Source organism: Streptococcus halotolerans, from assembly GCF_001598035.1.
Lineage (GTDB): Bacteria > Bacillota > Bacilli > Lactobacillales > Streptococcaceae > Streptococcus > Streptococcus halotolerans.
On record NZ_CP014835.1, the window covers coordinates 1,973,536 to 1,997,041 of the forward strand.

Genomic DNA, 23,506 nt, shown 5'->3' on the forward strand with positions numbered 1-23,506 from the left:
TTAGACCCTTAATTCAAAGTAGCTACCGCTAATTTGCCCTTCTTTAATATAAATTCCAGATTGGTCTTGACTTGGGAAGACACGGCCGGTAAAGACTTTTTCACCATCGTTAACAAAAATCTCAAAGATTGATTTATCGACAAAAATATTGAGTTTTGTCTCTGCTTTATCAATGTCACATTGCCGTGTGTTACCAAAATCGACAGCATACTGCTGACCAGCAGAAGAACGGTCCACAAGGATTTGGCCTTGGGTAGTATCAATTGTGATTGTTAGGCCATTTAACTGTTCATCAGAGAATAAAATAAGTTGGGATTTATCGTCAGCAGGGACGGTGACTTCCAGTTCATAAGTATTTTGACTGCTAGATCGATTGGATAGAGCTTTGGCTTCTAATCGCAAATCCTTCATGGCTGAGACAGGGTATTGATAGAGTTTGCCGTCTCTGATTGATAGTTCCTTAACCAAACTCATGGCACCCTGGTAGTCATATTGGTCAGTAGGGTAGTCAATATCTGGCAATCCAATCCAACTGATCGCATAAACCTTACCGTCAGGAGCATTAAAAGCTTGTGTTGCATAGGCTTCAAAACCATAATCTAGATTATAAATAGGGGATGCCTCAAGCAGTTTAGCTGCATGTGTGTCAAACGCTTGACATATTTTATAGGTATTAGGGTAAATATTGTCATAATTGAGTTCAGATTTATCTAAACCTTGTGGGCTATAAAGGAGAACAGGGTGTCCATCAACGAAGACAAGATTTGGGCATTCAATCATGTATTCTGATCCAGTACCACCAAATTCAAGATTGCCGACAAATTTCCAGTTATGAACATCATTGTTAGTAGCCTTATAAAGTTTGATAAAGCCTTGTTTATCATGGTTTTGAGCACCTACAATGGCATAGAATTGTCCTTGATAGTTAAAGATTTGAGGGTCACGAAAATGTTCGGTCACATCGTCTGGTTGTTGAATGAGAACCTTGTCACATTTTTCAATATGACCATCCTGATCCATCCAAGCTCCGACTTGAAGCGGGTCACGGATCCAGTTGTCATCACGGACGTTACCCGTATAAAAGAGAAAGAGCTTACCATCAATCTCATAGGCAGACCCTGAGTAGGCTCCATGGCTATCGTTGACATGGTCGGGCTCTAGAGTAACTCCTGTTTCTTTAAAATGGACAAGGTCACTTGATTCAGTGTGAACCCATTGTTTTAAGCCGTGAGCTGCACCAAATGGCCAGTTTTGGTAGAAGAGTTGAAACTTACCATTAAAGTAAGAAAAGCCATTTGGATCGTTTAATAAGCCAGTTTTTGGCTCTAGGTGATAGCTAGTGAGCCATGGCGATTTTGTTTTATTTTCAGCAATTTTATTTTTCTCGTCTTCTGTCCAATCCTCATAACGGCGATAGCGAATTTCGGTAGGTAAATTCATAAATATGATACATCAGAGCTAAGCAAATATGTGAGTAGCTCCGTGTTCAGCTGACGATTGCCCACTGAACACGTCCTTTCTATTGTATTAGTAATCGGCAGAAATAAACAGTTTTCTGTCAACAGATGTCAATTATATAGTAAACGTTTTCTCACTAAAAATCAATGGTTTACTGTCAATTTATAATAATTTCTGCAAAACGCTTGACATATTTTTAAAACCTGATAAAATGATGGTGTGATGTGAAACGCTTTCACTTAACTTAATAGAAAATAATAAAAGGAGTCTTTTTGCAAATGGATAATAAGCAAATTGCAGAAGAAGTCATCGTTGCTCTTGGTGGTCGCGATAATGTTAAAAGTGTCGCTCACTGTGCCACACGTCTTCGTGTGATGGTTAACGATGAATCAAAAATCGATAAAGCCAAAACGGAAGAAATTGAAAAAGTACAAGGAGCTTTCTTTAACTCAGGTCAATACCAAATCATCTTTGGTACAGGTACTGTCAATAAAATTTATGATGAAGTGGTTGCCCTAGGTCTTCCAACCTCATCAACTGGTGAACAAAAAGAAGAAGCTGCTAAACAAGGAAATGCTTTCCAGCGTGCTATTCGTACTTTTGGTGACGTCTTTGTTCCCTTGCTTCCAGCTATCGTTGCGACTGGTCTTTTCATGGGTATCCGTGGTGCTATCAACAACGATACGATTTTGGGGATGTTTGGAACAACATCAGAAGCCTTCTCATCAACAAACTTCTATACTTATACGGTTGTTTTAACTGATACAGCTTTCGCCTTCTTCCCAGCCTTGATCTCATGGTCAGCCTTCCGGGTATTTGGCGGTAATCCAGTTATCGGTTTGGTCTTGGGACTTATGATGGTAAACTCAGCCCTTCCAAATGCTTGGGATGTGGCCTCTAGAGCAGCCAAGCCAATTGAATTCTTCGGATTTATTCCTGTTGTTGGTTACCAAAACTCAGTTCTCCCAGCCTTCTTCGTAGGTCTCTTGGGTGCTAAACTTGAGAAAAAACTGCATAAAGTGGTTCCCGATGTTCTTGACCTTCTGGTTGTACCATTCTTGACATTTACCATTATGTCAGCTTTGTCACTCTTTGTTATTGGTCCGGTCTTTCATAGCGTTGAAAACTATGTTCTAGCTGGAACTAAATTTATCCTTAACTTGCCACTTGGTCTTTCAGGACTTATCCTTGGTGGCCTTCACCAAATCATTGTTGTTACTGGTGTTCACCATATCTTTAACCTTCTTGAGTCACAATTGATTGCGGCTGATGGTAAAGACCCATTCAACGCCATTATCACAGCAGCGATGACAGCACAAGCTGGTGCAACGCTTGCAGTTGGTGTTAAAACGAAAAATAAAAAATTGAAAGCTCTTGCTTTCCCTGCAGCTCTTTCAGCTGGTCTTGGGATTACTGAACCTGCTATCTTTGGGGTTAACCTACGTTTTGGTAAACCGTTTATCATGGGTCTTATCGCTGGTGCAGCTGGTGGATGGTTGGCGTCAATCTTTAAATTGGCTGGTACTGGCTTTGGAATTACAATCATTCCAGGTACGCTACTTTACCTCAACGGCCAAGTGCTTAAATACGTCATCATGGTTCTCGGAACAACAGCCCTTGCCTTCGTGCTGACTTACTTCTTTGGCTATAAAGATGAAGAAACAGTTACACAACAAGCGGCACCTACCTCTACTGAAGACGTCAAATCAGAACCTGCCGTAGCAGCTCCTGTAACGCTTTCAGAGGAAACGATTGTGTCACCTCTTAATGGTGAAGTTGTTAGCTTAACGTCTGTTAATGATCCAGTGTTTGCTTCAGAAGCTATGGGTAAAGGGGTTGCCATCAAACCAACTGACAATACGGTTTACTCTCCAGTTGATGGTGTTATCCAAATTGCTTTTGAAACCGGACACGCTTATGGCATTAAATCTAATGATGGAGCAGAGATACTTATCCATATCGGTATTGACACCGTTTCGATGGATGGTAAAGGATTTGATCAAAAAGTGAAAGCCAACCAAGTCGTTAAAAAAGGTGATGTTCTTGGAACGTTTGATCTCGATGAAATTGCAGCAGCAGGTCTTGATAGCACAACTATGATGATCGTGACAAATACGCCGGATTACGCTGAGATCAATACCCTAGCAACAGGAACAGTTGCTAAAGGTGATGCTTTGGTTGCTGTCAAATAATCCTAAATTCTCGAGAAATGCTCTAATCTTAGATTAGAGTGTTTTCTTATTGAAAGACGACAGGACGTTTCTTGCGAGAAGCACTAAATTTACTTATAATAAAGATAACAATGCAAGATAAAAAAGGAGATATTATGCCTAAATTATACGGGAGTTTGGAAGCTGGTGGGACAAAGTTTGTCTGTGCTATCGGTGATGAACAGTTTAACGTTGTTGAAAAAACACAATTTCCAACAACGACCCCTTACGAAACGATAGAACGTACGGTGGCATTCTTCAAGCGCTACGAAAAGGATTTGCAAGGTATTGCTATTGGTTCGTTTGGTCCGATTGATATTGACCAAAATTCTGATACTTATGGATATATCACAACAACGCCAAAAGAACACTGGGCGAATGTTGACTTGGTTGGGTTGATTTCGAAAGAATTCAACGTCCCCTTTTACTTTACAACAGATGTCAACAGTTCAGCTTATGGAGAAGTGATGGCGCGTAAAGGTGTTGATAGCTTAGTTTATTATACTATTGGCACGGGTATCGGAGCTGGTGCTATCCAACGAGGTGAATTTGTTGGCGGTGTTGGACACACAGAGGCAGGGCATGTCTATGTTCCTCGTCATCCCCGCGATTATGCGAATGAATTTCAAGGCGTCTGTCCTTTCCACAAAGGTTGTTTGGAAGGTTTAGCTGCTGGTCCATCTCTTGAAGCTCGTACAGGAATTCGTGGCGAGTTGATTGACCAAAATTCAGATGTTTGGGATATCCAAGCCTACTATATTGCGCAAGCAGCTGTTCAAGCGACCGTTCTCTATCGCCCACAAGTCATTGTTTTTGGTGGAGGGGTTATGGTGCAGGAGCATATGTTGCGTCGAGTTCGTGAAAAATTCACAGCTCTACTGAATGGCTACCTTCCAGTCCCTGATGTGTCAGAGTATATCGTAACACCTGCTGTTGCGGAAAATGGTTCAGCGACATTGGGTAACTTTGCGCTTGCCAAAGATGTTGCTGATCGAAAAGCTAGTTATGGATTACAGTAAAAAATCTGGTTGTGGCCAGATTTTTTCTGTTCTAAATGGTTAGTCTTGGGCAGGGATTTTTGAAGATAAGTTGACTTTGTCTTGAACCACTTTCTAAAAAGGGGTATAATGACTCTAATTTGCTTCTGAAATGAAGAAACTTGAAAGGAAACGGATATGGCTAAGCCTTTATTTTTAGCACCAGTGATGCAAGAGAAAATTTGGGGTGGTAGTCGCCTAGCACAAGAATATGGTTACGAGATTCCATCGGATCATACCGGTGAATGTTGGGCTATTTCCGCGCATCCAAATGGTGTGTCTACCATTAAAAATGGTAAATTCAAGGGGATGGGATTGGATGAACTTTACCAAAATCATCCAGATGTTTTTGGCAATCCAGATAGTGGTGTTTTTCCATTGTTAACCAAAATTCTTGATGCTAATGATTGGTTGAGTGTCCAAGTTCACCCAGATGATGATTATGCCATGATTCATGAGGGAGAACTAGGCAAAACAGAATGTTGGTATATTCTATCAGCTGAAGAGGGAGCTGAGATCATCTATGGTCATCATGCTAAGTCCAAAGAGGAGTTGGCTCAGATGATTGAATCAGGTGATTGGGACCACCTCTTGACTCGTATTCCAGTAAAAGCAGGTGATTTTTACTATGTCCCAAGCGGCACCATGCATGCCATTGGCAAAGGAATCATGATTTTAGAAACCCAACAATCAAGTGATACTACCTATCGTGTCTATGATTTTGATCGAAAGGATGATCAAGGGAATCTTCGGGAACTTCATTTGAAACAATCCGTCGATGTGATGACCATTGGGCAGCCTCAAAATAGTACACCTGCTGAGATTTCAGTAGGAGGACTTACTTCGACACTTTTAGTTGCTAACCCTTTCTTTACGGTCTATAACTGGAAAGTTAGCCGATCCGTTGTCATGCAGCAAACGGCACCTTATCTATTAGTTAGTGTTATTGATGGTGAAGGCCACATTACAGTAGATAATGGGATTTTCTGCATTCGAAAAGGAGATCATTTCATTATTCCTAATCAAGTTGAATCGTGGGAATTCGATGGCAAACTTGATATGATTGTCAGTCATGTCGGAGAAAAAAATGATGACTGATTTGGAATGGTTGATTGATCATTTTCCTGAGGAAGCTATCTTTTATCAAGGGCGTTATTTTCAAGTGAAACGTTATGATGGGAATCACTATGCCCTTTCTATTTCAGAACCTGGTCCTTGTGGTGATAAAACCCCACATCCATTGTTGAAATTTTATTATCAGGATCATCAGTTAGCCTATAGCTATTTTGCAGATTTTGTGGTAAGTCCTGTGGTAACTGTTTCAGCAAGTCCAGAAAACCTTCCTTTTTTCAAGGAAAAAATGGTAGCAACAATCTCTGAATTTATGGCAGTATTTCCCAAAGAAGAGCGAAGCCAAAATCGTTAACTTAAAGCTTTGTCCCCCCTGTGTATGTTTAAGGCAGCTTGTTAAGTGATACTTTACTGTCTTAGTGTTTGAACTGGGAGGTGGATTTGGAGAAGGTTATCTCAAACAATCGTGATGAACGAAGTTGAGCTTGTCAGTGAATGAGACGAAGGTATTTATTTGTCAGTCAGCAGATTGAAGAAAAAGTTCATTTTGGACAATTTTCTCCAATCTTTTTTCATGCTGGAAAAAAGAACCTCTTAGAGACACTGTTATCTCAATCTCTCTAAGAGGTTTATGATGTCATGCTGGAAAGGTTAATTCTTCGCTATTTTCATGTTGGAGAGGGTCTGACGACGTTTTGAAGTACTTACTTTGTCCATCGCTCTTTGTTTCAGAAAATGTTCAAGTTTTTGAGTACCTCGCACTGCGTCTTTAAGTGGCTTCAATAGTATTAGAGAAAAAAGGGCTCTTGTCTTCGTTTCAGGTTGTAGAAAGTCATTTTTTGACAATTTTCTTCAACCTTTTTTATTATTTGACGAAATAGCAACTCTCAGAAAAGTGACCAACTCAAGATTCCTAATACTCTTGTTACTTATGGTTAAGTATCACCTTTTAATGTCGCTACCGTTTATAGAGTTTTATTTAGCTTCCGAAGCTGATGCTGTTTATCCTAGTTTTTTGTAGACCTGGAATAGGTCTACTATTTGCTTGATTAATAGTCATTTTCCTGCTTTTTATTTCGTTGAATTTACCCCTGTATTATGCTAAAATGAGAAGATAAGACTATCGAAAGGGAAAAAGATGGCAAATATAATCCGAGATATCATTGAAAATGATAAAGGTGAATTAAAAAAACTTGATAAACTAGCCAAAAAAGTTGAGAGCTATGCTGATGAGATGGCGGCTCTTAGCGATCCTGACTTACAAGCTAAAACCGAAGAATTTAAGAAACGTTATCAAAATGGAGAAACTTTAGACGATCTCCTTCCAGAAGCTTTTGCGGTTGTCCGCGAAGGTGCTAAGCGTGTGTTGGGACTATATCCTTACCATGTACAAATCATGGGTGGGATTGTTCTCCACCATGGTGATGTACCAGAAATGCGTACTGGTGAAGGGAAAACCCTGACAGCGACTATGCCTGTCTACCTCAATGCTCTTGCTGGTCAAGGGGTTCATGTTATCACAGTTAATGAATACCTTTCAACACGTGATGCGACTGAGATGGGAGAATTGTATAGTTGGTTGGGGCTTTCAGTAGGGATTAACCTTGCAGCCAAATCTTCTTTTGAAAAACGCGAAGCCTATGCTTGCGACATCACCTACTCTACCAACTCAGAGGTTGGCTTTGACTACTTGCGTGACAACATGGTTGTCCGCCAAGAAGATATGGTGCAACGTCCTTTGAACTTTGCCCTAGTTGACGAGGTGGACTCTGTCTTGATTGACGAAGCTAGAACCCCATTGATTGTGTCTAGTCCAGCAAGTTCAGAAACCAACCAGCTTTATTATATGGCGGATCGCTTTGTAAAGACTTTGAACCGAGATGATTACGCCATTGATGTGCCAAGTAAGACCATCGGTCTCATGGATTCAGGGATTGATAAAGCAGAGAAATTTTTCAAACTTGACAACTTGTATGATTTAGAAAATGTTGCTCTAACTCACTTTATTGACAATGCTCTTCGTGCCAACTACATCATGCTTTTGGACATCGACTATGTTGTTAGCGAAGAACAAGAAATCTTAATTGTTGACCAATTTACCGGTCGTACGATGGAAGGCCGACGCTTCTCTGATGGTCTTCACCAAGCGATTGAAGCCAAAGAAGATGTGCCTATTCAGGATGAATCTAAGACATCAGCTTCTATTACCTACCAAAATATGTTCCGTATGTACAAAAAATTGGCAGGTATGACTGGTACTGGTAAAACTGAAGAAGAGGAATTCCGCGAAATTTATAACATGCGTATTATTCCGATTCCAACTAACCGTCCTATTCAACGTATTGATAATCCGGATTTGCTCTATCCAACATTAGAATCCAAATTCCGTGCTGTTATTGCAGATATCAAGGAACGTCATGCTAAAGGACAACCTATCTTGGTTGGTACCGTTGCTGTTGAAACCAGTGAATTGATTTCCAAAAATTTGGTTGCAGCCGGTATCCCTCATGAAGTTTTGAATGCCAAAAATCACTTTAAAGAAGCTCAAATCATCATGAATGCTGGTCAACGTGGAGCAGTTACTATCGCTACCAACATGGCTGGTCGCGGAACCGATATTAAACTTGGTGAAGGTGTCCGCGAGCTTGGTGGCCTCTGTGTTATTGGGACAGAACGTCACGAAAGTCGTCGTATTGATAATCAGCTCCGTGGCCGTTCAGGTCGACAAGGTGACCCAGGTGAGTCACAATTCTATCTGTCCCTAGAGGATGAATTGCTTCGCCGCTTTGGTACTGATCGTATCAAAAACTTCCTAGAGCGTTTTAATGCTGATCAAGATGAGGACCTTGTCATTAAATCACGTGTCTTCACTAGTCAAGTGGAAGCTGCACAAAAACGTGTGGAAGGTAATAACTACGATACCCGTAAGCAAGTCCTTCAATACGATGATGTGATGCGTGAGCAACGTGAAATCATCTATGCGGATCGTTATGATGTTATTACATCAACACGTGATCTTGGACCAGAAATTAAAGCTATGATCAAACGTACCATTGCTCGCGCTGTTGATGGTCATAGTCGTATGCCAAAAGATGAGGCTTATGAAGGTATTCTAACATTCGCTCAAAATAACATTTTGCCAGAAGAAGCCATTAGTCTGTCTGACTTGGAAGGTGAGAAGTTTAGTGTCATCAAAGAAAACCTTTATGACCATGCTCTCCGCATTTATAACCAACAGATTGCCAAGTTGCCAGATGAACAGGCTGTTATTGAATTCCAAAAAGTTTTGATTCTGATGGTTGTGGATAATAAATGGACAGACCATATTGATGCTTTGGATCAGTTACGTAACTCAGTAGGTCTTCGTGGTTATGCTCAAAACAATCCTATTGTTGAATATCAAACAGAAGGTTTTCGAATGTTCAACGATATGGTTGGCGCCATTGAATTTGACGTTACCAGAACGATGATGAAAGCTCAAATTCATGAGCAAGAACGTGAGCAATCTCAAGAACATGCGACAACAACTGCTGTTAAGAATATCGCTGCCAAACAAGGAACAGATGTTTCTCAAATGGAAGCAATTGACTTTAACAATGTTGGGCGTAATGAGTTGTGCCCATGTGGTTCAGGCAAGAAATTTAAAAATTGCCACGGTCGCTCTCAATTTTAATAGGATTGTGCGACAAGCTGTTTAAACAATAAGGTGGAGTAAGGATTTGACAGGAAACTGGAGAATGCTTACTCTCTTTTTAGGAAGATTTCAGATGATAGTAGGACATGGCATTGATTTGCAGGATATTTCAGCGATAGAAAAGGCTTATCATAAGAAAAAGAGCTTCGCTGATCGTGTATTAACCCCAAATGAACTGATGAAGTTTAATGCTTTAAAAGGTAAGCGTCAAGTAGAATTCTTAGCCGGACGGTGGTCAGCTAAAGAAGCTTTTTCCAAGGCATATGGGACTGGCATTGGAAAGGTTTCTTTTCAAGACATCGAAATCTTATCAGATCAGCTTGGCAAACCCTATGTCAATAAATCACCTTTTGAAGGGCGGAGCCATCTTTCGATTTCACATAGTGGGGGCTTTGTTCAAGCAAGTGTGATTTTAGAAGATTAAAGTCACGTTCTAGGATGGAAAGGAGTGCTTTTATGATATCAAGTTTACACAGGCCAACAAAGGCTAAGGTTAATCTGGATGCCATTTCAGCCAATATTCGTACCGTTGTTGACCATATTCCCAGCCAACCCAAGGTTTGGGCAGTTGTCAAGGCTAATGCCTACGGCCATGGGGCGATTGCTGTTGCTCGTCATATAGAAGGACAGGTGGATGGTTTTTGTGTGTCCAACCTAGATGAAGCCATTGAACTACGTCAGGCAGGCGTGACGAAATCAATTCTTATCTTGGGAGTTGTTTTGCCAGAAGAAGTTTATCTGGCAATTGATTACCAGCTGACCTTAACCATTGCCAGCCTAGAGTGGGTGCGCTTGGCTAAAAGGTCAGAGATTGATTTGAAAGGCCTCACCTGCCACATTAAGATTGATTCAGGCATGGGGCGAATTGGTGTGAGAAGTCAAGCAGAAGCGGAAGCATTGATTGCTGAATTACAAGAGCAAGGTGCTTTTGTTGAAGGGATTTTCACCCATTTTGCAACAGCAGACGAAGTGGATCAAGGTCAATTTGAAGAACAGCTGGCCTTCTTTAGAGCATTAGTAAGGTCATTGGACAATTGTCCTTCCGTCGTTCATGCTAGTAATTCTGCAACCAGTATTTGGCATGCCGATACAGTGTTTAATGCCGTTCGTCTGGGCGTAATTATCTATGGTCTTAATCCAAGTGGTACCGCCTTAGATCTACCTTATGATATTGAACCAGCACTACACTTGGAATCAGCCTTAGTCCATGTTAAGGAGGTTCCAGCAGGAGCTTCAGTTGGTTATGGAGGGACTTATCATTCGCCAAAAGCTGAATGGATAGGAACTTTGCCAATCGGGTATGCGGATGGTTGGACGCGTGACATGCAAGATTTTGATGTTTTAGTTGATGGGCAGCTTTGTCAAATGGTTGGACGTGTTTCTATGGATCAAACCACCATTCGTTTACCAAAAAAATACCCCCTGGGAACTAAAGTTACTCTCATTGGAAAGAGCGGTGACCAGTCAATTTCAGCAACGGATGTCGCCGAAAAACGTGGCACCATTAATTATGAAGTGCTCTGTTTAATCAGTGACCGTGTGCCGAGGGAATATTGATACTATTTGGGTGAGATACTGCTAGCTTCAATCAAACAAGGCAGTAAGGAGCCAACTTAGGAGAAAAAGATTAAAGGGAGCCAATCGAGGCTCCCTTTGTTATAATAGATATATGAATTTACAATCACCGATTGCAGCATTAAAAGGTTTTGGACCTAAGTCTGCGGAAAAGTTTGCCAAATTAGGCTTATACACGATTGAAGATCTCTTTTTGTATTATCCTTTCCGTTATGAGGATTTTAAAAGCCGTTCTATTTTTGACCTTGTGGATGGTGAGAAGGCTGTCGTTACCGGTCAGGTAGTAACACCAGCTAATGTCCAGTATTATGGTTTTAAACGAAATCGCTTATCCTTTAAAATCAAACAAGATGAAGCGGTTATCGCTGTGAGTTTTTTTAACCAACCCTATCTAGTTGATAAGATTGAGATGGGCAGCGAAATCGCTGTTTTCGGAAAGTGGGATGCTAAAAAATCCGCCCTAACAGGCATGAAACTATTAGCGCAGGTTGAAGACGACATGCAGCCAGTCTATCATGTTGCCCAAGGCGTCTCACAATCCGCTTTGGTAAAGGCTATCAAATCTGCTTTTGACAGTCAATTACTAGGATCAATCAGGGAAAATTTGCCTCAAGTTTTACTTCAAAAGTATCGCTTGATGACTAGGCAGGAAGCAGTGGCAGCCATGCATTTTCCAAAGGACTTGGCAGCTTACAAGCAGGCTCTACGACGAATTAAGTTCGAAGAACTGTTCTATTTTCAGCTTAATTTACAAGTCTTAAAAGCAGAAAACAAGTCTGAGACTAGCGGCTTAGCTCTTCATTTTGACCAAGCAATGATCGATGAAAAAGTCAAAGCACTGCCATTTCCTTTAACGGGTGCCCAATCCAGAAGTCTGACTGAAATTTTAGAAGATATGAAATCAGGTGCCCACATGAACCGTCTCTTACAGGGAGATGTGGGTTCTGGAAAAACCGTTATTGCCAGTTTGGCGATGTATGCAAGCTACACCGCTGGGTATCAGTCAGCGCTTATGGTGCCTACGGAAATTCTGGCTGAACAGCACTTTGCCAGCCTGACAGCATTATTTCCAGATCTCAATGTAGCTCTCTTAACTGCTGGCATGAAGCTTTCTGTTAAACGAGATACGTTAGCAGCTATTGCTGATGGTTCTGTGGACATGATTGTGGGGACGCACGCCTTGATTCAAGATGCTGTGACCTACCATAAGCTAGGTTTGGTTATCACAGATGAGCAGCATCGTTTTGGTGTCAATCAGCGTCGCGTTTTTCGAGAAAAAGGGGAGAATCCCGATGTGCTGATGATGACAGCCACACCAATTCCCCGCACGCTCGCCATCACGACCTTTGGCGAAATGGACGTTTCCATCATTGATGAATTGCCGGCAGGGAGAAAACCAATCGTGACCAGATGGGTCAAGCATGAGCAGTTGAATACGGTCTTAACTTGGATGAGAGATGAGTTGACCAAGGGAGCACAGGCTTATGTTATTTCTCCCTTAATTGAGGAGTCAGAAGCCCTAGACTTAAAAAATGCTGTGGCGTTACATGCTGAGTTGGCAGCATTCTTCGGAGAAGATTTTCGGGTGGACTTGATGCATGGTCGCATGAAAGCTGATGAAAAAGAAGCAACCATGTTGGCCTTTAAAGCCGCAAAAAGTCAGGTACTAGTATCAACGACAGTTATCGAAGTTGGGGTCAATGTTCCCAATGCTACGATTATGGTAATCATGGATGCAGATCGTTTTGGTCTTAGCCAATTACACCAGCTTCGAGGCCGTGTTGGCCGAGGTCATAAACAATCCTACGCTGTGCTTATTGCCAATCCTAAAACTGATACCGGCAAAGACCGTATGCTGGCCATGTGTGAAACAAATGATGGCTTTATCTTAGCAGAAAAAGATTTGAAAATGCGTGGTTCGGGAGAGATATTTGGTACCCGTCAATCGGGTTTACCAGAATTTAAAACGGCAGACATTGTCGAAGACTTTCCTATCTTAGAAGAAGCCAGACGTGTTTCGGCAGAAATTGTCAAAGATCCAAAATGGATGCTGGATCCTAGATGGGAAGTTCTTCTGACAGACTTGAAAAAAGAAGGTCAGTTTGATTAAACACATGAAGACATGAATGAGTCCTTAACTGGTCTGGTTCATGGCTTTTTTTAGTTGATGCCGCTTTTCTGAAAAAGGTTAGAAGCTAGAGATAATGGGAAGTTAGAAATGCTTATCTCGTGTTAATGCACATCGACAATCAATGCAGATGTTGCTGACTGGATTTGATACTCCTTTAGTTCTATCTATACTGGCGTCGCTTAGCCTGCTTTTGATTGTCATTGCGTATAAAAAACACTAAAGGACATAAGGACCTAAAACAGATAACGTGCGTTTGTCTAGTGATATTTGACAACTGTTATAAACTGTTATATACTGTTTATAAAGAGAGGTCAAACATGGAAATTATTATCAATCAGTCATCCTTGGTACCTATTTACGAACAAATTTATGGTCAACTAAAAAATGCTATTTTATCCCAAGCATTATTGCCAGAAGATCATTTACCCTCAGTTAGACAACTGGCTAAAGAATTACAGATTAGTGCTTTAACGGTTAAAAAATCCTATGATTACCTTGAAAAAGATGGCTTAATCAGCACCATTCATGGGAAAGGTTCTTTTGTCAATAAGATTCAATCCAGTCGTTTTTATGAGGAACAATTAAAAGAGTTTGAGGCATCTTTAGATCAGCTGATTGAAAAATCGCTTGTCTATGGCATCGAGCAATCTGATATTATAGCAATCTTAGAGATGAAAATAAAGGAGTAGATGATGATTGAAGTCAATAACATAAAGAAGTCGTACAAGAATTTTGAGTTAGACCTTTCTTTAAAGATTAAGGCAGGTGAAACTGTCGGAATTGTTGGTAAAAATGGTTCTGGAAAATCAACCTTTTTTAAAGCTCTCCTAGATTTAGTCACTCTTGATCAAGGAAAGATTAGCATGTTCGGTCAGTCTACTCGTGACTTGAATCATGAGGATTTTGAAAAAATTGGTGTTGTTTTTCCAGATATGGATTTCAATGAACTGATGACCATTAGCGATATCAGCACCATTCTTGATGCTTTCTACCATTCTTTTGATAAACATGACTTTCTCAAGAAAGTTCAAGCTTTTGGTTTACCTACCAAGACAGCCATTAAAACCTTTTCAACAGGGATGAGAGCTAAGTTGAAAGTGCTGGTTGCTTTAAGTCATCGGTCCAAGTTGTTGATTCTAGATGAACCTACAGCTGGTTTGGACGTTGTTGCGCGAAAAGAGATTCTCAACTTAATTCGAGATTTTCAAGAGAAAGAAGAAGCCGCGGTCTTGATTAGTTCACATGTTTCTTCAGACATTGAAACTTTATGTGATCGGTTGGTCTTGCTTCATGATGGCAAAATCTTGCTGGAAGAAGATACCGATATTATTTTAGACACCTACGCCCTTCTCAAAATGACTGAAGAGCAGTTTGAATCAATTGCAAAAGACTATCTTCAGTATATTGAAAAAGAGGCTTATTATTATAAGTGTTTGACAAATCAAAAAGGTTTTTATAAGGAAAATTATCCACATCTGGTCATCGATGATATGACCATTGATGGTTTGCTAGCTATCATTATCGAAGGAGAGAGATTATGAAAGGTTTACTGATAAAAGATGTTCAAATGATAAAGAAACAGCTGAGTCTGGTGCTGGTGCTTGCTGCCATCTTAGTCGGGATTGCTGTCTTTTCAGATGACACAGTATTCTCAGTGAGTTTTTTCACCTATTTTATCGGCCTTATGGCCATTAGCACGATTAGCCAGGATGATAGGTCTAAAGGACAAGCCTATCTATTTTGTTTACCAGTTTCGCGGACACAGTATGTATTGGAAAAATATGTCTTGAGTTTCTTTTTGATTTTCTTAGCTTGGTTAATGTCGTTCGGGGTGATCTTGCTATCTCGTCAATTCCCTCATCACATGTCGTCAAAGAGTTTTTTCTTACCTTACTTATTTGTTTTATTGTCGTGTTGCTTACTGATTAACCTTCTGATTCCGGTTTATTTAAAATTTGGAGGTGAAAAATCTCGGCATGTTATCATGATAACATTTGCAGGATTGTTCTTAGTCTACTTGCAAGTGACGCATGCGGTCGATGGTGTATCAGCTTGGTTTGCTAGCTTGGTTCGTCACGTATTAGGGATAGAATTCATGGTTCTCATTTCTATTGGAACTCTTGTTATTTGTTCTACAGCCGCATTGTCTGTCCTAATTAGTAAAAACATTATGCAGAGAAAAGAATTTTAGGAGGAAATCATGATTGAAACTCTTTTGTGCCTTATTAGTATTGGTGTTTTGTTGTATTGGCTGTATCACAAAATGCAAAAATAGAAAGGAAGTCCTTCTAGTTGAATGGCAAAAGGTTATGTTGATAATTGCTTAAAAAGAACTCGTCTGAGTTCTTTTTGTTTGCAGGCTAGGCTTTTGATTTTTTAAGAATTTTGCTATGCTAATAGTAAGTGATAAAGTAGAAAGAGGTTTAGGATGGTTCAGTTAATCGCTATCGATATGGATGGCACGCTCTTAGATAGTCAAAAAAAATTATCCCAGGAAAACATCAACGCTATTCAAGAAGCTGTTGCTGCTGGTATTAAAATTGTGATTTGTACCGGTCGTTCGCAGGCTGGGGTGAAGCCATATTTTGATCAACTAGGTCTTCACGAAGAAGAATATGTTATTTTAAATAATGGCTGCTCGCTTCATGAAACGCTCAATTGGTCGACTCTTTATGGCAAACCTTTGCGCCATTCAGATATGCTAACATTGCAGTCTTATGTGGATAATCATTTGGAAGTTGATCTGGTGTTAGCAACTAATAAGGATTATTATTTTGTTGGAGAAAAACCTTCAGAGATTGCTCAAGCTGATGCTGATTCAGTCTTTACCAACTTATTGCCAATCAAAAAAGAAGACCTGTCAACCATTGAAGAGCCTGTATACAATGCCATGTACATGGGAACCCCAAAAGCTATCGATGCCTTTCAGAACCAATACGAAACTGACATTGTGAACGCTTATACTGGCGTGCGTAGCCAAGACTTTCTTTATGAAGTCTTACCTCAACATTCTAATAAAGCTACTGGATTAGCAGAACTTGTCAAACGGTTAGGATTGGACCCCAGTCAAATCATGACCATCGGCGATGGCAACAATGATATTGAGATGCTGGATTTTTCAGGATTTGCAGTTGCCATGGGAAATGCCTCAGAGGCGGTTAAAGTTCATGCCGATAAAATCACACTAAACAACGATCAAGCAGGAGTTGCCTATGCTATCAGAGAATTTGTCCTTAAATCCTAACATTAAGTTAGTTGCCATTGATATGGATGGCACGCTTTTGGATGAGGCTAAACAATTAACCGCAGAAAATAAAGAAGCCATTAGGAAGGCGCGTCAAGCTGGGGTTCATGTTGTCATTTGTACGGGGCGTCCCAAGTCAGGTATTTTACCTTATGCTCAGGAACTTGGTTTAGAAGATGATTATGTGATTGCCAACAACGGCTCTTGGCTTTTTAAGACCAATGACTGGTCACCGCTAGCCTCCCATAGTCTCTCTCGTGAAGCTTTGGAACATATAGTCGCTATCTTTGACAATACCCCAGGCATTAATCTGGTGTTCTTCACTCAAGAAGCCAATTATGCCTTGGGAAAAGAGCTCTATCCAGCAGCTATCCGTGATGCGGAGATTGAAAATTCTAAGCTATATCACACCACGTTTGAGGCATTTTTAGATCTAGATATTCCAGTAGCTGTTGCAGTCTTTATGGGAGAAGAGACGGTCATGGACGCCTTCCAAGACAGAGCAGATGCTCTTTTATCTGAACAGGTAGCAACAGTGCGTAGTATGGACTACGCCTATGAAGCTCTACCGCTCGGCGTTGATAAAGGCCGTGCTCTGAAGGACCTAGCGGCAGAGTTAAACCTAGCTCCAGAAAGCATTATGGTATTGGGTGACGGTAATAATGATTTAGAAATGTTTGATTTTGCAGGAGTTGCCGTAGCGATGGCAAATGCTTCAGATGCTGTTAAAGCACAAGCTGATTTTGTGACGCATTCCAATCAAGAATCAGGGGTCGCTAAAGCTATTTATGATCATATTTTATAAAAAAACAAGCTAGCTGCCTCGTGCAACTAGCTTTTATGGTTTAGACTAACAGGGGTAAATCCATTGCTGCCATTTCTTCTTCTGGGACAACCATGCCTTCGTTAATCCAGCGACCTAGAACAGAAAGGACAGCTTGGCTCCAGAAGGAATGTCGATACTGATTTTGTTTGCTATCATTTAGTTTTCTAAATTTACTCAAGCGATTGATAATGATATCGTAAATCCATTGCAGCATGTTGTATTTAAGGATTATTTTAAGAAGGCGAGCATTTTTCTTAGCCTGTTTAAAGAGGTATAGCCAGGCCTGGTAACGTTCGGTCTGAAAATTAAACCGTTGTAAGCCTTTAACCACTTTTAATGTTGCCCGTTTAATCATTTTATGAAACAATACTTCTTTGGTTTGGTAATGGCGGTAGAAGGCATTACGAGAGACCCCTGCCTTTTTCGTAAGCTCTGAAATAGAGATATTTTCTAAAGGTTTTTCTTCCATGAGGAGTATGAGGGCTTCTTCGATAGCTTCCTTGGTGGCTTGTTTAGCTTCTTGGTTGGCTATTTGTAACGGCTTAAGAGATGGTTCAGGAATAACTTGTGTAGCCATGACAAATCCTTTCTTTTTGTGACATCCGACTAAAAATTGCGTATTTTTGGGATGTTTAATGATATAATTTTATTATAAAGTAGTTTGTATGTCAAAATAAAGTACAAGGAGATAAGGTATGACTTGGAAAATTGTCGCAGATTCTGGATGCGATCTGAAAGTGTTACAAGATCTAGCAGAAGATGTTAATTTTGTACGAGTTCCTTTAACACTACAGGTTGGAAACCAATTGTTTATTGATGATGAAGGACTAGATGTCGAGCATATGCTTGATGTTCTTAAAGAAACAAAGGCAGCAGCTACCTCGGCTTGTCCTAGTCCAGATGCCTATATGAAAGCATTTGAAGGGGCAGATAATATTGTGGTTGTTACCATAACAGGCGGGTTATCTGGCAGTCAAAATAGTGCCCAGATAGCTAAAGAAATGTATCTTGAAGACCATCCTAATACTAATATTCATGTCATTGATAGTTTATCAGCCGGCGGTGAAATGGATCTTTTAGTGCAAAAAATTCAGGAATTGACTGAAGCAGGCTTATCATTTGATGATGTTGTTTCACAAATAAAAGATTATCAAGAAAAGACGAAATTGATTTTTGTTCTTGCCAAGGTGGATAATTTAGTCAAAAACGGACGTTTGAATAAAGTGCTTGGAAAGGTTATCGGACTGCTAAATATTCGTATGGTTGGTAAGGCTAGCGCAGAAGGAAAGTTGGAGCTCTTGCACAAGGCTAAGGGACAAAAAAAATCAGTATCAACTTCTTATCAAGAAATGGTCAAGGCAGGTTATCAAGGTGGTCGTGTTTTAATAGCTCATTGTCATAACGCTGCCATCTGTCAACAGCTAGAAGAGGCGATTAAGAAAGACTATCCTACGGCAGATGTTCAAATTGTACCAACTTCTGGTTTGTGTAGCTTTTATGCGGAAGAGGGTGGCATTCTCATGGGATACGAAATCCAATAAAAAATCGGTAAGCTACAACATTAGCTTACCGATTTTTTTGATCCACACTATCTATGGGGCATCAGCATTATCAGCAGGCTCAGCTGATGCAGCATCAGATGAGCCAGGGTTTGCTGGTTCAGGTTGGTTTGTCCCAGCTGAAGGAGCAGGAGCAGCTGGGGCTGGAGTTACTGGTGTATAGATGTTAGGTCGACTTTGAGGAGCTTCAACTGCCCCGGACTGATTAGCATTATCATTGTCCTCAGTTTCTGTTTCTGTGTCCAATTCTTCAGAAGAGGGGGCTGGTTCAGTTGGTAATTCCGCATTTAAGCGTTGGCGAATATCATCGAGTTGCTTTTGCAAGTCTGTCTTTTTATCGCCATCTTTTAATTTGTCGATTTCTGTTTGAGCAGCATCAATATCAGTTGCTGACAGCGTTTCACTAGCTTGTTTAACCGCTTTTTCGGCTGTTTTTTCTTGCTTTAAAACAGCTTCAACAGCATCGATACGTTTTTGCAGTTTGTCCTTCAAGTCACCTTTAGGCAGTTTAGCCAAAGCTTCTTTAGCTTTTTTTAAATGGTCATCATTAGGCTTATCTTCTAATGTTTTAACCGCTTTTTCGGCAGCTTCTTGGTTTTTAATAGCTTCTGATGAGCTCGACTGGCTTGTTTTTGTTACTTGGCTAGAGCTTTGCTCTTGAGTAGACTTATTAGCTAGTATATAAACTCCCCCAATAACGATGAGGAGCAATACAGACAAGAGCATAAAGAGTGTTTCACTTTTTGATTTTAACATTTGATTTCCTTCATATCGTCTTATTCTTTAACTATTATAAAGGACAATTGTTAAAATGCCAACCTAAACCCATAATTTCTTAAAAAAATCCTTGTGCCCTTTATCATATTCTATTAAAATAGAAGTGTTGTCTAGTAGACAAAATAAAAAAGTTTGGGGATAAACATATGTCTATCAACTGGCAAGAAATTGCCTTTAGCTTCCTAGGTGGTCTAGGTCTCTTCCTTTTTAGTATTAAATATATGGGAGATGGCTTGCAACAAGCTGCAGGGGATAAATTACGTGACTATATTGACAGATACACTAGCAATCCTTTCTTGGGAGTCTTGATTGGGATTGTCATTACTGGATTGATTCAATCTAGTTCAGGTGTGACTGCGATTGCGGTTGGTTTGGTATCAGCGGGTCTTCTGGGGCTGCGACAAGCTATTGGTATTGTTATGGGTGCCAATATTGGAACGACAGTTACTTCTTTTTTGATTGGTTTCAAATTAGGAGACTATGGACTCCCTATTTTATTTGTCGGTGCGGTATTACTCTTATTTGTGAAAAATCGAAAACTCAATAATTTAGGAAAAATTCTCTTTGGTCTTGGTGGTCTTTTCTTCGCCTTGAACCTTATGGGGGATGCCATGGCACCGCTGAGAGACATTCAAGCCTTTCGCGATTATATGGTTAGTTTGAGCGATAAGCCGCTTCAAGGGGTGTTCATCGGGACTCTCTTGACAGTTCTCATACAGTCATCATCAGCGACAATCGGTATTTTGCAAAGTCTTTATGCGGGTGGTTTGCTTGATTTGAATGGTGCCCTACCAATCCTTTTTGGTGATAATATTGGAACAACCATCACGGCTGTCTTGGCGGCTTTAGGAGCTAATATTGCTGCTAAGCGGGTGGCTGGTGCTCACGTCATGTTTAATGTGATCGGTACTGTCATCTGCTTGATTCTCTTAGCACCATTTACGCATTTAGTGGCATGGTTCCAAGGTCAATTGGGCTTGACAAAAGAAATGACGATTGCCTTTGCCCATGGAACGTTTAACATTACCAATACCGTGGTGCAATTTCCATTCATCGGGGCTTTGGCTTACATTGTCACGAAAATCATTCCGGGTGAGGATGAAGTGGTTAAATACGAAGCCCTTTATCTTGACCGTGGTCTTATCACGTCAGCACCGTCTATTGCGCTTGGAAATGCTAAACGTGAATTAGTTCATTTGGCTTCCTATTCTGTTCAAGCGTTAGAAGCTTCCTATGCTTATATTTCCTCATCTGATAGTAAGTATGCTGCTAAAGTTGAAAAATATGAAAATGCTGTTAATACGATTGATGAAGAATTGACCAGCTATCTTATTGCTATTTCAAATGAAGCTCTTAATGAGAGTGAAAATGAAGTACTTGCCAGTTCGCTAGACTCCTCTCGTGACCTCGAGCGTATCGCTGATCATGCTAATGAGTTAGCGCAATTGACGACAGAAACACTGTCTAAAAATGTCATTTTCTCAGAAGAAGCTCAGGCTGAGCTAAAGAAAATGTATACGATGGCGCATCGCTTAGTTCTAGACAGCATTCGTGTGGTTGTCGACCATGATAAAGTATTGGCTGGTGAACTTTTAGAGCGCCATAAGGATATTGTTAAGTTAGAGCGTAAATATCGTCGTGTTCATACTAAACGTCTTAACCGCGGGGAATGTTCAGCGCAAGCAGGTATCAGCTATGTGGATATCTTATCTCATTACACGCGTATCTCTGATCATGGCATCAACTTGGTTGAAAAAGTTATTGAGGATGTCATTTAAAAGAAAGTTTATAGAACCCGAAAACAAAGATCTTAGAATTTCTTTTCTAAGGTCTTTTTGAATACGACGGGCATGTTGCACATCTAAGGTGAAAGGCCTCTGTTGTCATCCACTACTGGTGAACCTAATAGTAACTTCTAAGTCTGATGCTAGACATTGAAACCGTCAGAGGAAAGAATAGTGATATCATGGCATGACGAACTGGAAAACAATATCAAGATGTGTATAGCGGATAAGCAGACCCAAAACGATAAAGTCCCAAAAGTAGACATCATTAACATGCATCCATTACGAGAGTAATTGCATTCGGAAAAAGGTCTGTGCGAAACAGATAATTCTCCCTAGAGTCTTTAGACTCTTTGCTCGAAGTAGAAGTAGTAGTGACGCTTTTGTAATGGAAGTATAACAAAGGATTCGAACAATTAAATGATCTTACTCAAGTTAGCCTTGCCTATGATCATTCTTGGCCTGAAAAATGGTGAACTGAAAGTGTCAATGATGGCTATTGGTTATCAATCGAGAACAGCATCAATAGAACGACTCTATAAAATGAACGATGTGGAAGTCTATGCATTCTCGTTAACAGTTAGTTGAATCACCGTTTGCTCCCGAATGGTACGAACGGTGGTGTGAGAGGAGCTAGAACTTCGTTCCCTACTTGATTCTTTTTTAGACTATCGTGAGAAACGGTTGATGAGGATGCCGTATTCTTCCTAAAAAAGTTACATTAAAGCCTGATCGATATGAACTCTATAGCTAGATCAGTGGGTTTCTGATGGCTCCTGTCTTTGTCAGGTAGCTTAGAACATTGCTGTTGATGCTAGTCATGACCTGATTGAAGAAAATAATGGTTTAGCTATTGGTTGTTCTCTTCTTGCTGTTGAAGATCTCGAATTTTTTTGGGCTAACAAGCTCTTTTTGGTATATACCAGTTGAAAAATTTTTTCAAGAGCGTATAATAAGAGAAAAAGGATGAAAGCGAGTACAGACATGACACAATATGTAAAAGCAGATCGATTTTATTTTGTAGATGAAACAAAGGAAGGAGGTTATCTTCAACTAACTGATGGTCACTTTGGCAGCTGGCAGAGTCAGGAACCAACTGAAGGTGATATTCTTGATTATTCAGGTTATCAAATTGCTCCTGGTTTAGTAGATACTCACATTCATGGTTTTGCTGGCTGGGATGTCATGGATGGTTCACCTGAAGGCATTCATGCAATGAGCGAAGGGCTTTTGTCAACTGGAGTGACATCATTTTTACCGACGACACTAACTTCCTCATCAGAAGCTTTAGAAAAAGCCTCTGTAGCTGTTGCCAGTGTCGCTGATGACGTTAAAGGTGCAAAAATTCAAGGTATTTATTTCGAGGGACCTTATTTTACAGAAGAGTACAAGGGTGCCCAAAATCCAGACTATATGTTTGACCCTAGTTTAGATGAATTTGCTAAATGGCAAGAAGCAGCAGGCGGACGAATCAAAAAGATTGCCCTAGCTCCAGAACGTCAAGGGGTTGAAGAGTTTGTTTCAACAGTAACTAAACAAGGAGTGACGGTGGCTCTGGGACATTCTAATGCTACCTATGAAGAAGCGAAAGCAGCAGTAGATGCAGGTGCTTCTGTTTGGGTTCATGCTTATAATGGGATGAGGGGACTCACTCACCGAGAACCAGGCATGGTTGGTGCGGTCTACAATATTCCAAATACTTATGCCGAACTCATTACTGATGGGCACCATGTCTCACCAGTAGCCAGTGAGATTCTTATGCGTGAAAAAGGGCATGATCATGTTGCCTTGATTACAGACTGTATGCGTGCAGGTGGTCAACCTGATGGTGATTATATGTTGGGTGAATTTCCGGTTATTGTGGAACATGGAACCGCACGCTTGAAAGCTTCTGGTAATTTAGCAGGATCTATTCTCCAACTAAAAGATGGGATTAAAAACGTCGTCCAATGGGGGATCGCCACACCTGAAGAAGCTATTAAAATGGCCTCTTATGTAGCAGCCAAATCCGTTGGTATTGCTGATGTATGTGGCCAGTTGACAGAAGGCTACGCCGCTGATTTTATTGTTTTGGACAATGACTTGGAGTTGGTGGCAACTTATCTGGATGGTCAAAAAGTATATCAAGCCTAAAGAAAAC

20 protein-coding genes are annotated in these 23,506 nt (G+C 40.5%); 17 read left to right on the forward strand and 3 right to left on the reverse strand.

Annotation, left to right across the window (positions count from 1 at the left end; translation table 11 throughout):
- Positions 1-1,440 (reverse strand): sucrose-6-phosphate hydrolase, encoded by a 1,440-nt coding sequence (locus A2G56_RS09050; RefSeq protein ID WP_062711769.1) that lies wholly within the window; start codon positions 1,438-1,440, stop codon positions 1-3.
- A 296-nt stretch (positions 1,441-1,736) separates the two neighbouring features.
- Between A2G56_RS09050 and A2G56_RS09055 the strand changes: the two genes are divergently transcribed.
- The 13 genes from A2G56_RS09055 to A2G56_RS09120 all read left to right on the forward strand — a co-directional run bounded on the left by A2G56_RS09055 (position 1,737) and on the right by A2G56_RS09120 (position 17,225).
- Positions 1,737-3,650 carry a sucrose-specific PTS transporter subunit IIBC gene (locus A2G56_RS09055; RefSeq protein WP_062711771.1) on the forward strand — a complete coding sequence of 638 codons (1,914 nt, stop codon included), beginning with the start codon at positions 1,737-1,739 and terminating at the stop codon, positions 3,648-3,650.
- Between the two features lie 134 nt (positions 3,651-3,784).
- Positions 3,785-4,687 (forward strand): fructokinase ScrK, encoded by a 903-nt coding sequence (scrK, locus tag A2G56_RS09060; protein WP_062711773.1) that lies wholly within the window; start codon positions 3,785-3,787, stop codon positions 4,685-4,687.
- A 156-nt stretch (positions 4,688-4,843) separates the two neighbouring features.
- On the forward strand, positions 4,844-5,803 hold the full coding sequence (manA, locus tag A2G56_RS09065; protein WP_062711776.1) for a mannose-6-phosphate isomerase, class I: 960 nt from the start codon (positions 4,844-4,846) through the stop codon (positions 5,801-5,803).
- The gene (locus tag A2G56_RS09070) at positions 5,778-6,131 is read left to right on the forward strand and encodes a hypothetical protein (protein WP_157761213.1); all 354 of its coding nucleotides are present in this window, start codon (positions 5,778-5,780) and stop codon (positions 6,129-6,131) included. The genes manA and A2G56_RS09070 overlap by 26 nt, the downstream gene beginning before the upstream one ends.
- Before the next feature lie 783 nt (positions 6,132-6,914).
- The gene (secA, locus tag A2G56_RS09080) at positions 6,915-9,449 is read left to right on the forward strand and encodes a preprotein translocase subunit SecA (RefSeq protein WP_062711784.1); all 2,535 of its coding nucleotides are present in this window, start codon (positions 6,915-6,917) and stop codon (positions 9,447-9,449) included.
- A gap of 94 nt (positions 9,450-9,543) precedes the next feature.
- Positions 9,544-9,894: a holo-ACP synthase gene (gene acpS, locus A2G56_RS09085; RefSeq protein WP_062711787.1), complete on the forward strand. Its 351-nt coding sequence runs from the start codon at positions 9,544-9,546 to the stop codon at positions 9,892-9,894.
- 32 nt (positions 9,895-9,926) lie between these two features.
- On the forward strand, positions 9,927-11,027 hold the full coding sequence (gene alr / locus A2G56_RS09090) for an alanine racemase (RefSeq protein WP_062711789.1): 1,101 nt from the start codon (positions 9,927-9,929) through the stop codon (positions 11,025-11,027).
- A 112-nt stretch (positions 11,028-11,139) separates the two neighbouring features.
- Positions 11,140-13,155 (forward strand): ATP-dependent DNA helicase RecG, encoded by a 2,016-nt coding sequence (gene recG / locus A2G56_RS09095; RefSeq protein ID WP_062711791.1) that lies wholly within the window; start codon positions 11,140-11,142, stop codon positions 13,153-13,155.
- 338 nt (positions 13,156-13,493) lie between these two features.
- Positions 13,494-13,865: a GntR family transcriptional regulator gene (locus A2G56_RS09100; protein ID WP_062711794.1), complete on the forward strand. Its 372-nt coding sequence runs from the start codon at positions 13,494-13,496 to the stop codon at positions 13,863-13,865.
- Positions 13,866-13,868: 3 nt separating this feature from the next.
- Positions 13,869-14,717, forward strand: coding sequence for an ABC transporter ATP-binding protein (locus A2G56_RS09105; protein ID WP_062711796.1), 849 nt, complete (start codon positions 13,869-13,871; stop codon positions 14,715-14,717).
- Positions 14,714-15,367: an ABC-2 transporter permease gene (locus A2G56_RS09110; protein WP_062711798.1), complete on the forward strand. Its 654-nt coding sequence runs from the start codon at positions 14,714-14,716 to the stop codon at positions 15,365-15,367. The genes A2G56_RS09105 and A2G56_RS09110 overlap by 4 nt, the downstream gene beginning before the upstream one ends.
- A 237-nt stretch (positions 15,368-15,604) precedes the next feature.
- Positions 15,605-16,420 (forward strand): Cof-type HAD-IIB family hydrolase, encoded by an 816-nt coding sequence (locus A2G56_RS09115; RefSeq protein ID WP_062711800.1) that lies wholly within the window; start codon positions 15,605-15,607, stop codon positions 16,418-16,420.
- Positions 16,389-17,225: a Cof-type HAD-IIB family hydrolase gene (locus tag A2G56_RS09120; RefSeq protein ID WP_062711802.1), complete on the forward strand. Its 837-nt coding sequence runs from the start codon at positions 16,389-16,391 to the stop codon at positions 17,223-17,225. The genes A2G56_RS09115 and A2G56_RS09120 overlap by 32 nt, the downstream gene beginning before the upstream one ends.
- 40 nt (positions 17,226-17,265) lie before the next feature.
- Here the strand turns inward: A2G56_RS09120 and A2G56_RS09125 are convergent, their stop codons facing one another.
- Positions 17,266-17,823 carry a TetR/AcrR family transcriptional regulator gene (locus tag A2G56_RS09125; protein ID WP_062711805.1) on the reverse strand — a complete coding sequence of 186 codons (558 nt, stop codon included), beginning with the start codon at positions 17,821-17,823 and terminating at the stop codon, positions 17,266-17,268.
- Between the two features lie 118 nt (positions 17,824-17,941).
- On the opposite strand from A2G56_RS09125, the gene A2G56_RS09130 reads away from it, so the two are divergent.
- Entirely contained in the window at positions 17,942-18,787 is an 846-nt protein-coding gene (locus tag A2G56_RS09130; protein ID WP_062711808.1) for a DegV family protein, read from the forward strand.
- A 51-nt stretch (positions 18,788-18,838) separates the two neighbouring features.
- On the opposite strand, the gene A2G56_RS09135 is transcribed toward A2G56_RS09130, so the two are convergent.
- Positions 18,839-19,561 (reverse strand): hypothetical protein, encoded by a 723-nt coding sequence (locus A2G56_RS09135; RefSeq protein ID WP_062711812.1) that lies wholly within the window; start codon positions 19,559-19,561, stop codon positions 18,839-18,841.
- Positions 19,562-19,728: 167 nt separating this feature from the next.
- Between A2G56_RS09135 and A2G56_RS09140 the strand changes: the two genes are divergently transcribed.
- From A2G56_RS09140 to nagA, 3 genes are all read left to right on the forward strand, one after another.
- Positions 19,729-21,360: a Na/Pi cotransporter family protein gene (locus A2G56_RS09140; protein WP_062711815.1), complete on the forward strand. Its 1,632-nt coding sequence runs from the start codon at positions 19,729-19,731 to the stop codon at positions 21,358-21,360.
- Between the two features lie 426 nt (positions 21,361-21,786).
- On the forward strand, positions 21,787-21,954 hold the full coding sequence (locus tag A2G56_RS10705) for a hypothetical protein (RefSeq protein WP_157761214.1): 168 nt from the start codon (positions 21,787-21,789) through the stop codon (positions 21,952-21,954).
- 396 nt (positions 21,955-22,350) lie between these two features.
- Positions 22,351-23,499 carry an N-acetylglucosamine-6-phosphate deacetylase gene (nagA, locus tag A2G56_RS09145; RefSeq protein WP_062712544.1) on the forward strand — a complete coding sequence of 383 codons (1,149 nt, stop codon included), beginning with the start codon at positions 22,351-22,353 and terminating at the stop codon, positions 23,497-23,499.
- The last annotated feature ends 7 nt before the right edge of the window (positions 23,500-23,506 follow it).

Coding starts and splice junctions, on each gene's coding strand:
- A2G56_RS09050 (WP_062711769.1), bottom strand. CDS start 1,440: ATGAATTTACCTACCGAAATTCGCTATCGCCGTTATGAGGATTGGACA.
- A2G56_RS09055 (WP_062711771.1), top strand. CDS start 1,737: ATGGATAATAAGCAAATTGCAGAAGAAGTCATCGTTGCTCTTGGTGGT.
- scrK (WP_062711773.1), top strand. CDS start 3,785: ATGCCTAAATTATACGGGAGTTTGGAAGCTGGTGGGACAAAGTTTGTC.
- manA (WP_062711776.1), top strand. CDS start 4,844: ATGGCTAAGCCTTTATTTTTAGCACCAGTGATGCAAGAGAAAATTTGG.
- A2G56_RS09070 (WP_157761213.1), top strand. CDS start 5,778: ATGTCGGAGAAAAAAATGATGACTGATTTGGAATGGTTGATTGATCAT.
- secA (WP_062711784.1), top strand. CDS start 6,915: ATGGCAAATATAATCCGAGATATCATTGAAAATGATAAAGGTGAATTA.
- acpS (WP_062711787.1), top strand. CDS start 9,544: ATGATAGTAGGACATGGCATTGATTTGCAGGATATTTCAGCGATAGAA.
- alr (WP_062711789.1), top strand. CDS start 9,927: ATGATATCAAGTTTACACAGGCCAACAAAGGCTAAGGTTAATCTGGAT.
- recG (WP_062711791.1), top strand. CDS start 11,140: ATGAATTTACAATCACCGATTGCAGCATTAAAAGGTTTTGGACCTAAG.
- A2G56_RS09100 (WP_062711794.1), top strand. CDS start 13,494: ATGGAAATTATTATCAATCAGTCATCCTTGGTACCTATTTACGAACAA.
- A2G56_RS09105 (WP_062711796.1), top strand. CDS start 13,869: ATGATTGAAGTCAATAACATAAAGAAGTCGTACAAGAATTTTGAGTTA.
- A2G56_RS09110 (WP_062711798.1), top strand. CDS start 14,714: ATGAAAGGTTTACTGATAAAAGATGTTCAAATGATAAAGAAACAGCTG.
- A2G56_RS09115 (WP_062711800.1), top strand. CDS start 15,605: ATGGTTCAGTTAATCGCTATCGATATGGATGGCACGCTCTTAGATAGT.
- A2G56_RS09120 (WP_062711802.1), top strand. CDS start 16,389: ATGCTATCAGAGAATTTGTCCTTAAATCCTAACATTAAGTTAGTTGCC.
- A2G56_RS09125 (WP_062711805.1), bottom strand. CDS start 17,823: ATGGCTACACAAGTTATTCCTGAACCATCTCTTAAGCCGTTACAAATA.
- A2G56_RS09130 (WP_062711808.1), top strand. CDS start 17,942: ATGACTTGGAAAATTGTCGCAGATTCTGGATGCGATCTGAAAGTGTTA.
- A2G56_RS09135 (WP_062711812.1), bottom strand. CDS start 19,561: ATGTTAAAATCAAAAAGTGAAACACTCTTTATGCTCTTGTCTGTATTG.
- A2G56_RS09140 (WP_062711815.1), top strand. CDS start 19,729: ATGTCTATCAACTGGCAAGAAATTGCCTTTAGCTTCCTAGGTGGTCTA.
- A2G56_RS10705 (WP_157761214.1), top strand. CDS start 21,787: ATGATCTTACTCAAGTTAGCCTTGCCTATGATCATTCTTGGCCTGAAA.
- nagA (WP_062712544.1), top strand. CDS start 22,351: ATGACACAATATGTAAAAGCAGATCGATTTTATTTTGTAGATGAAACA.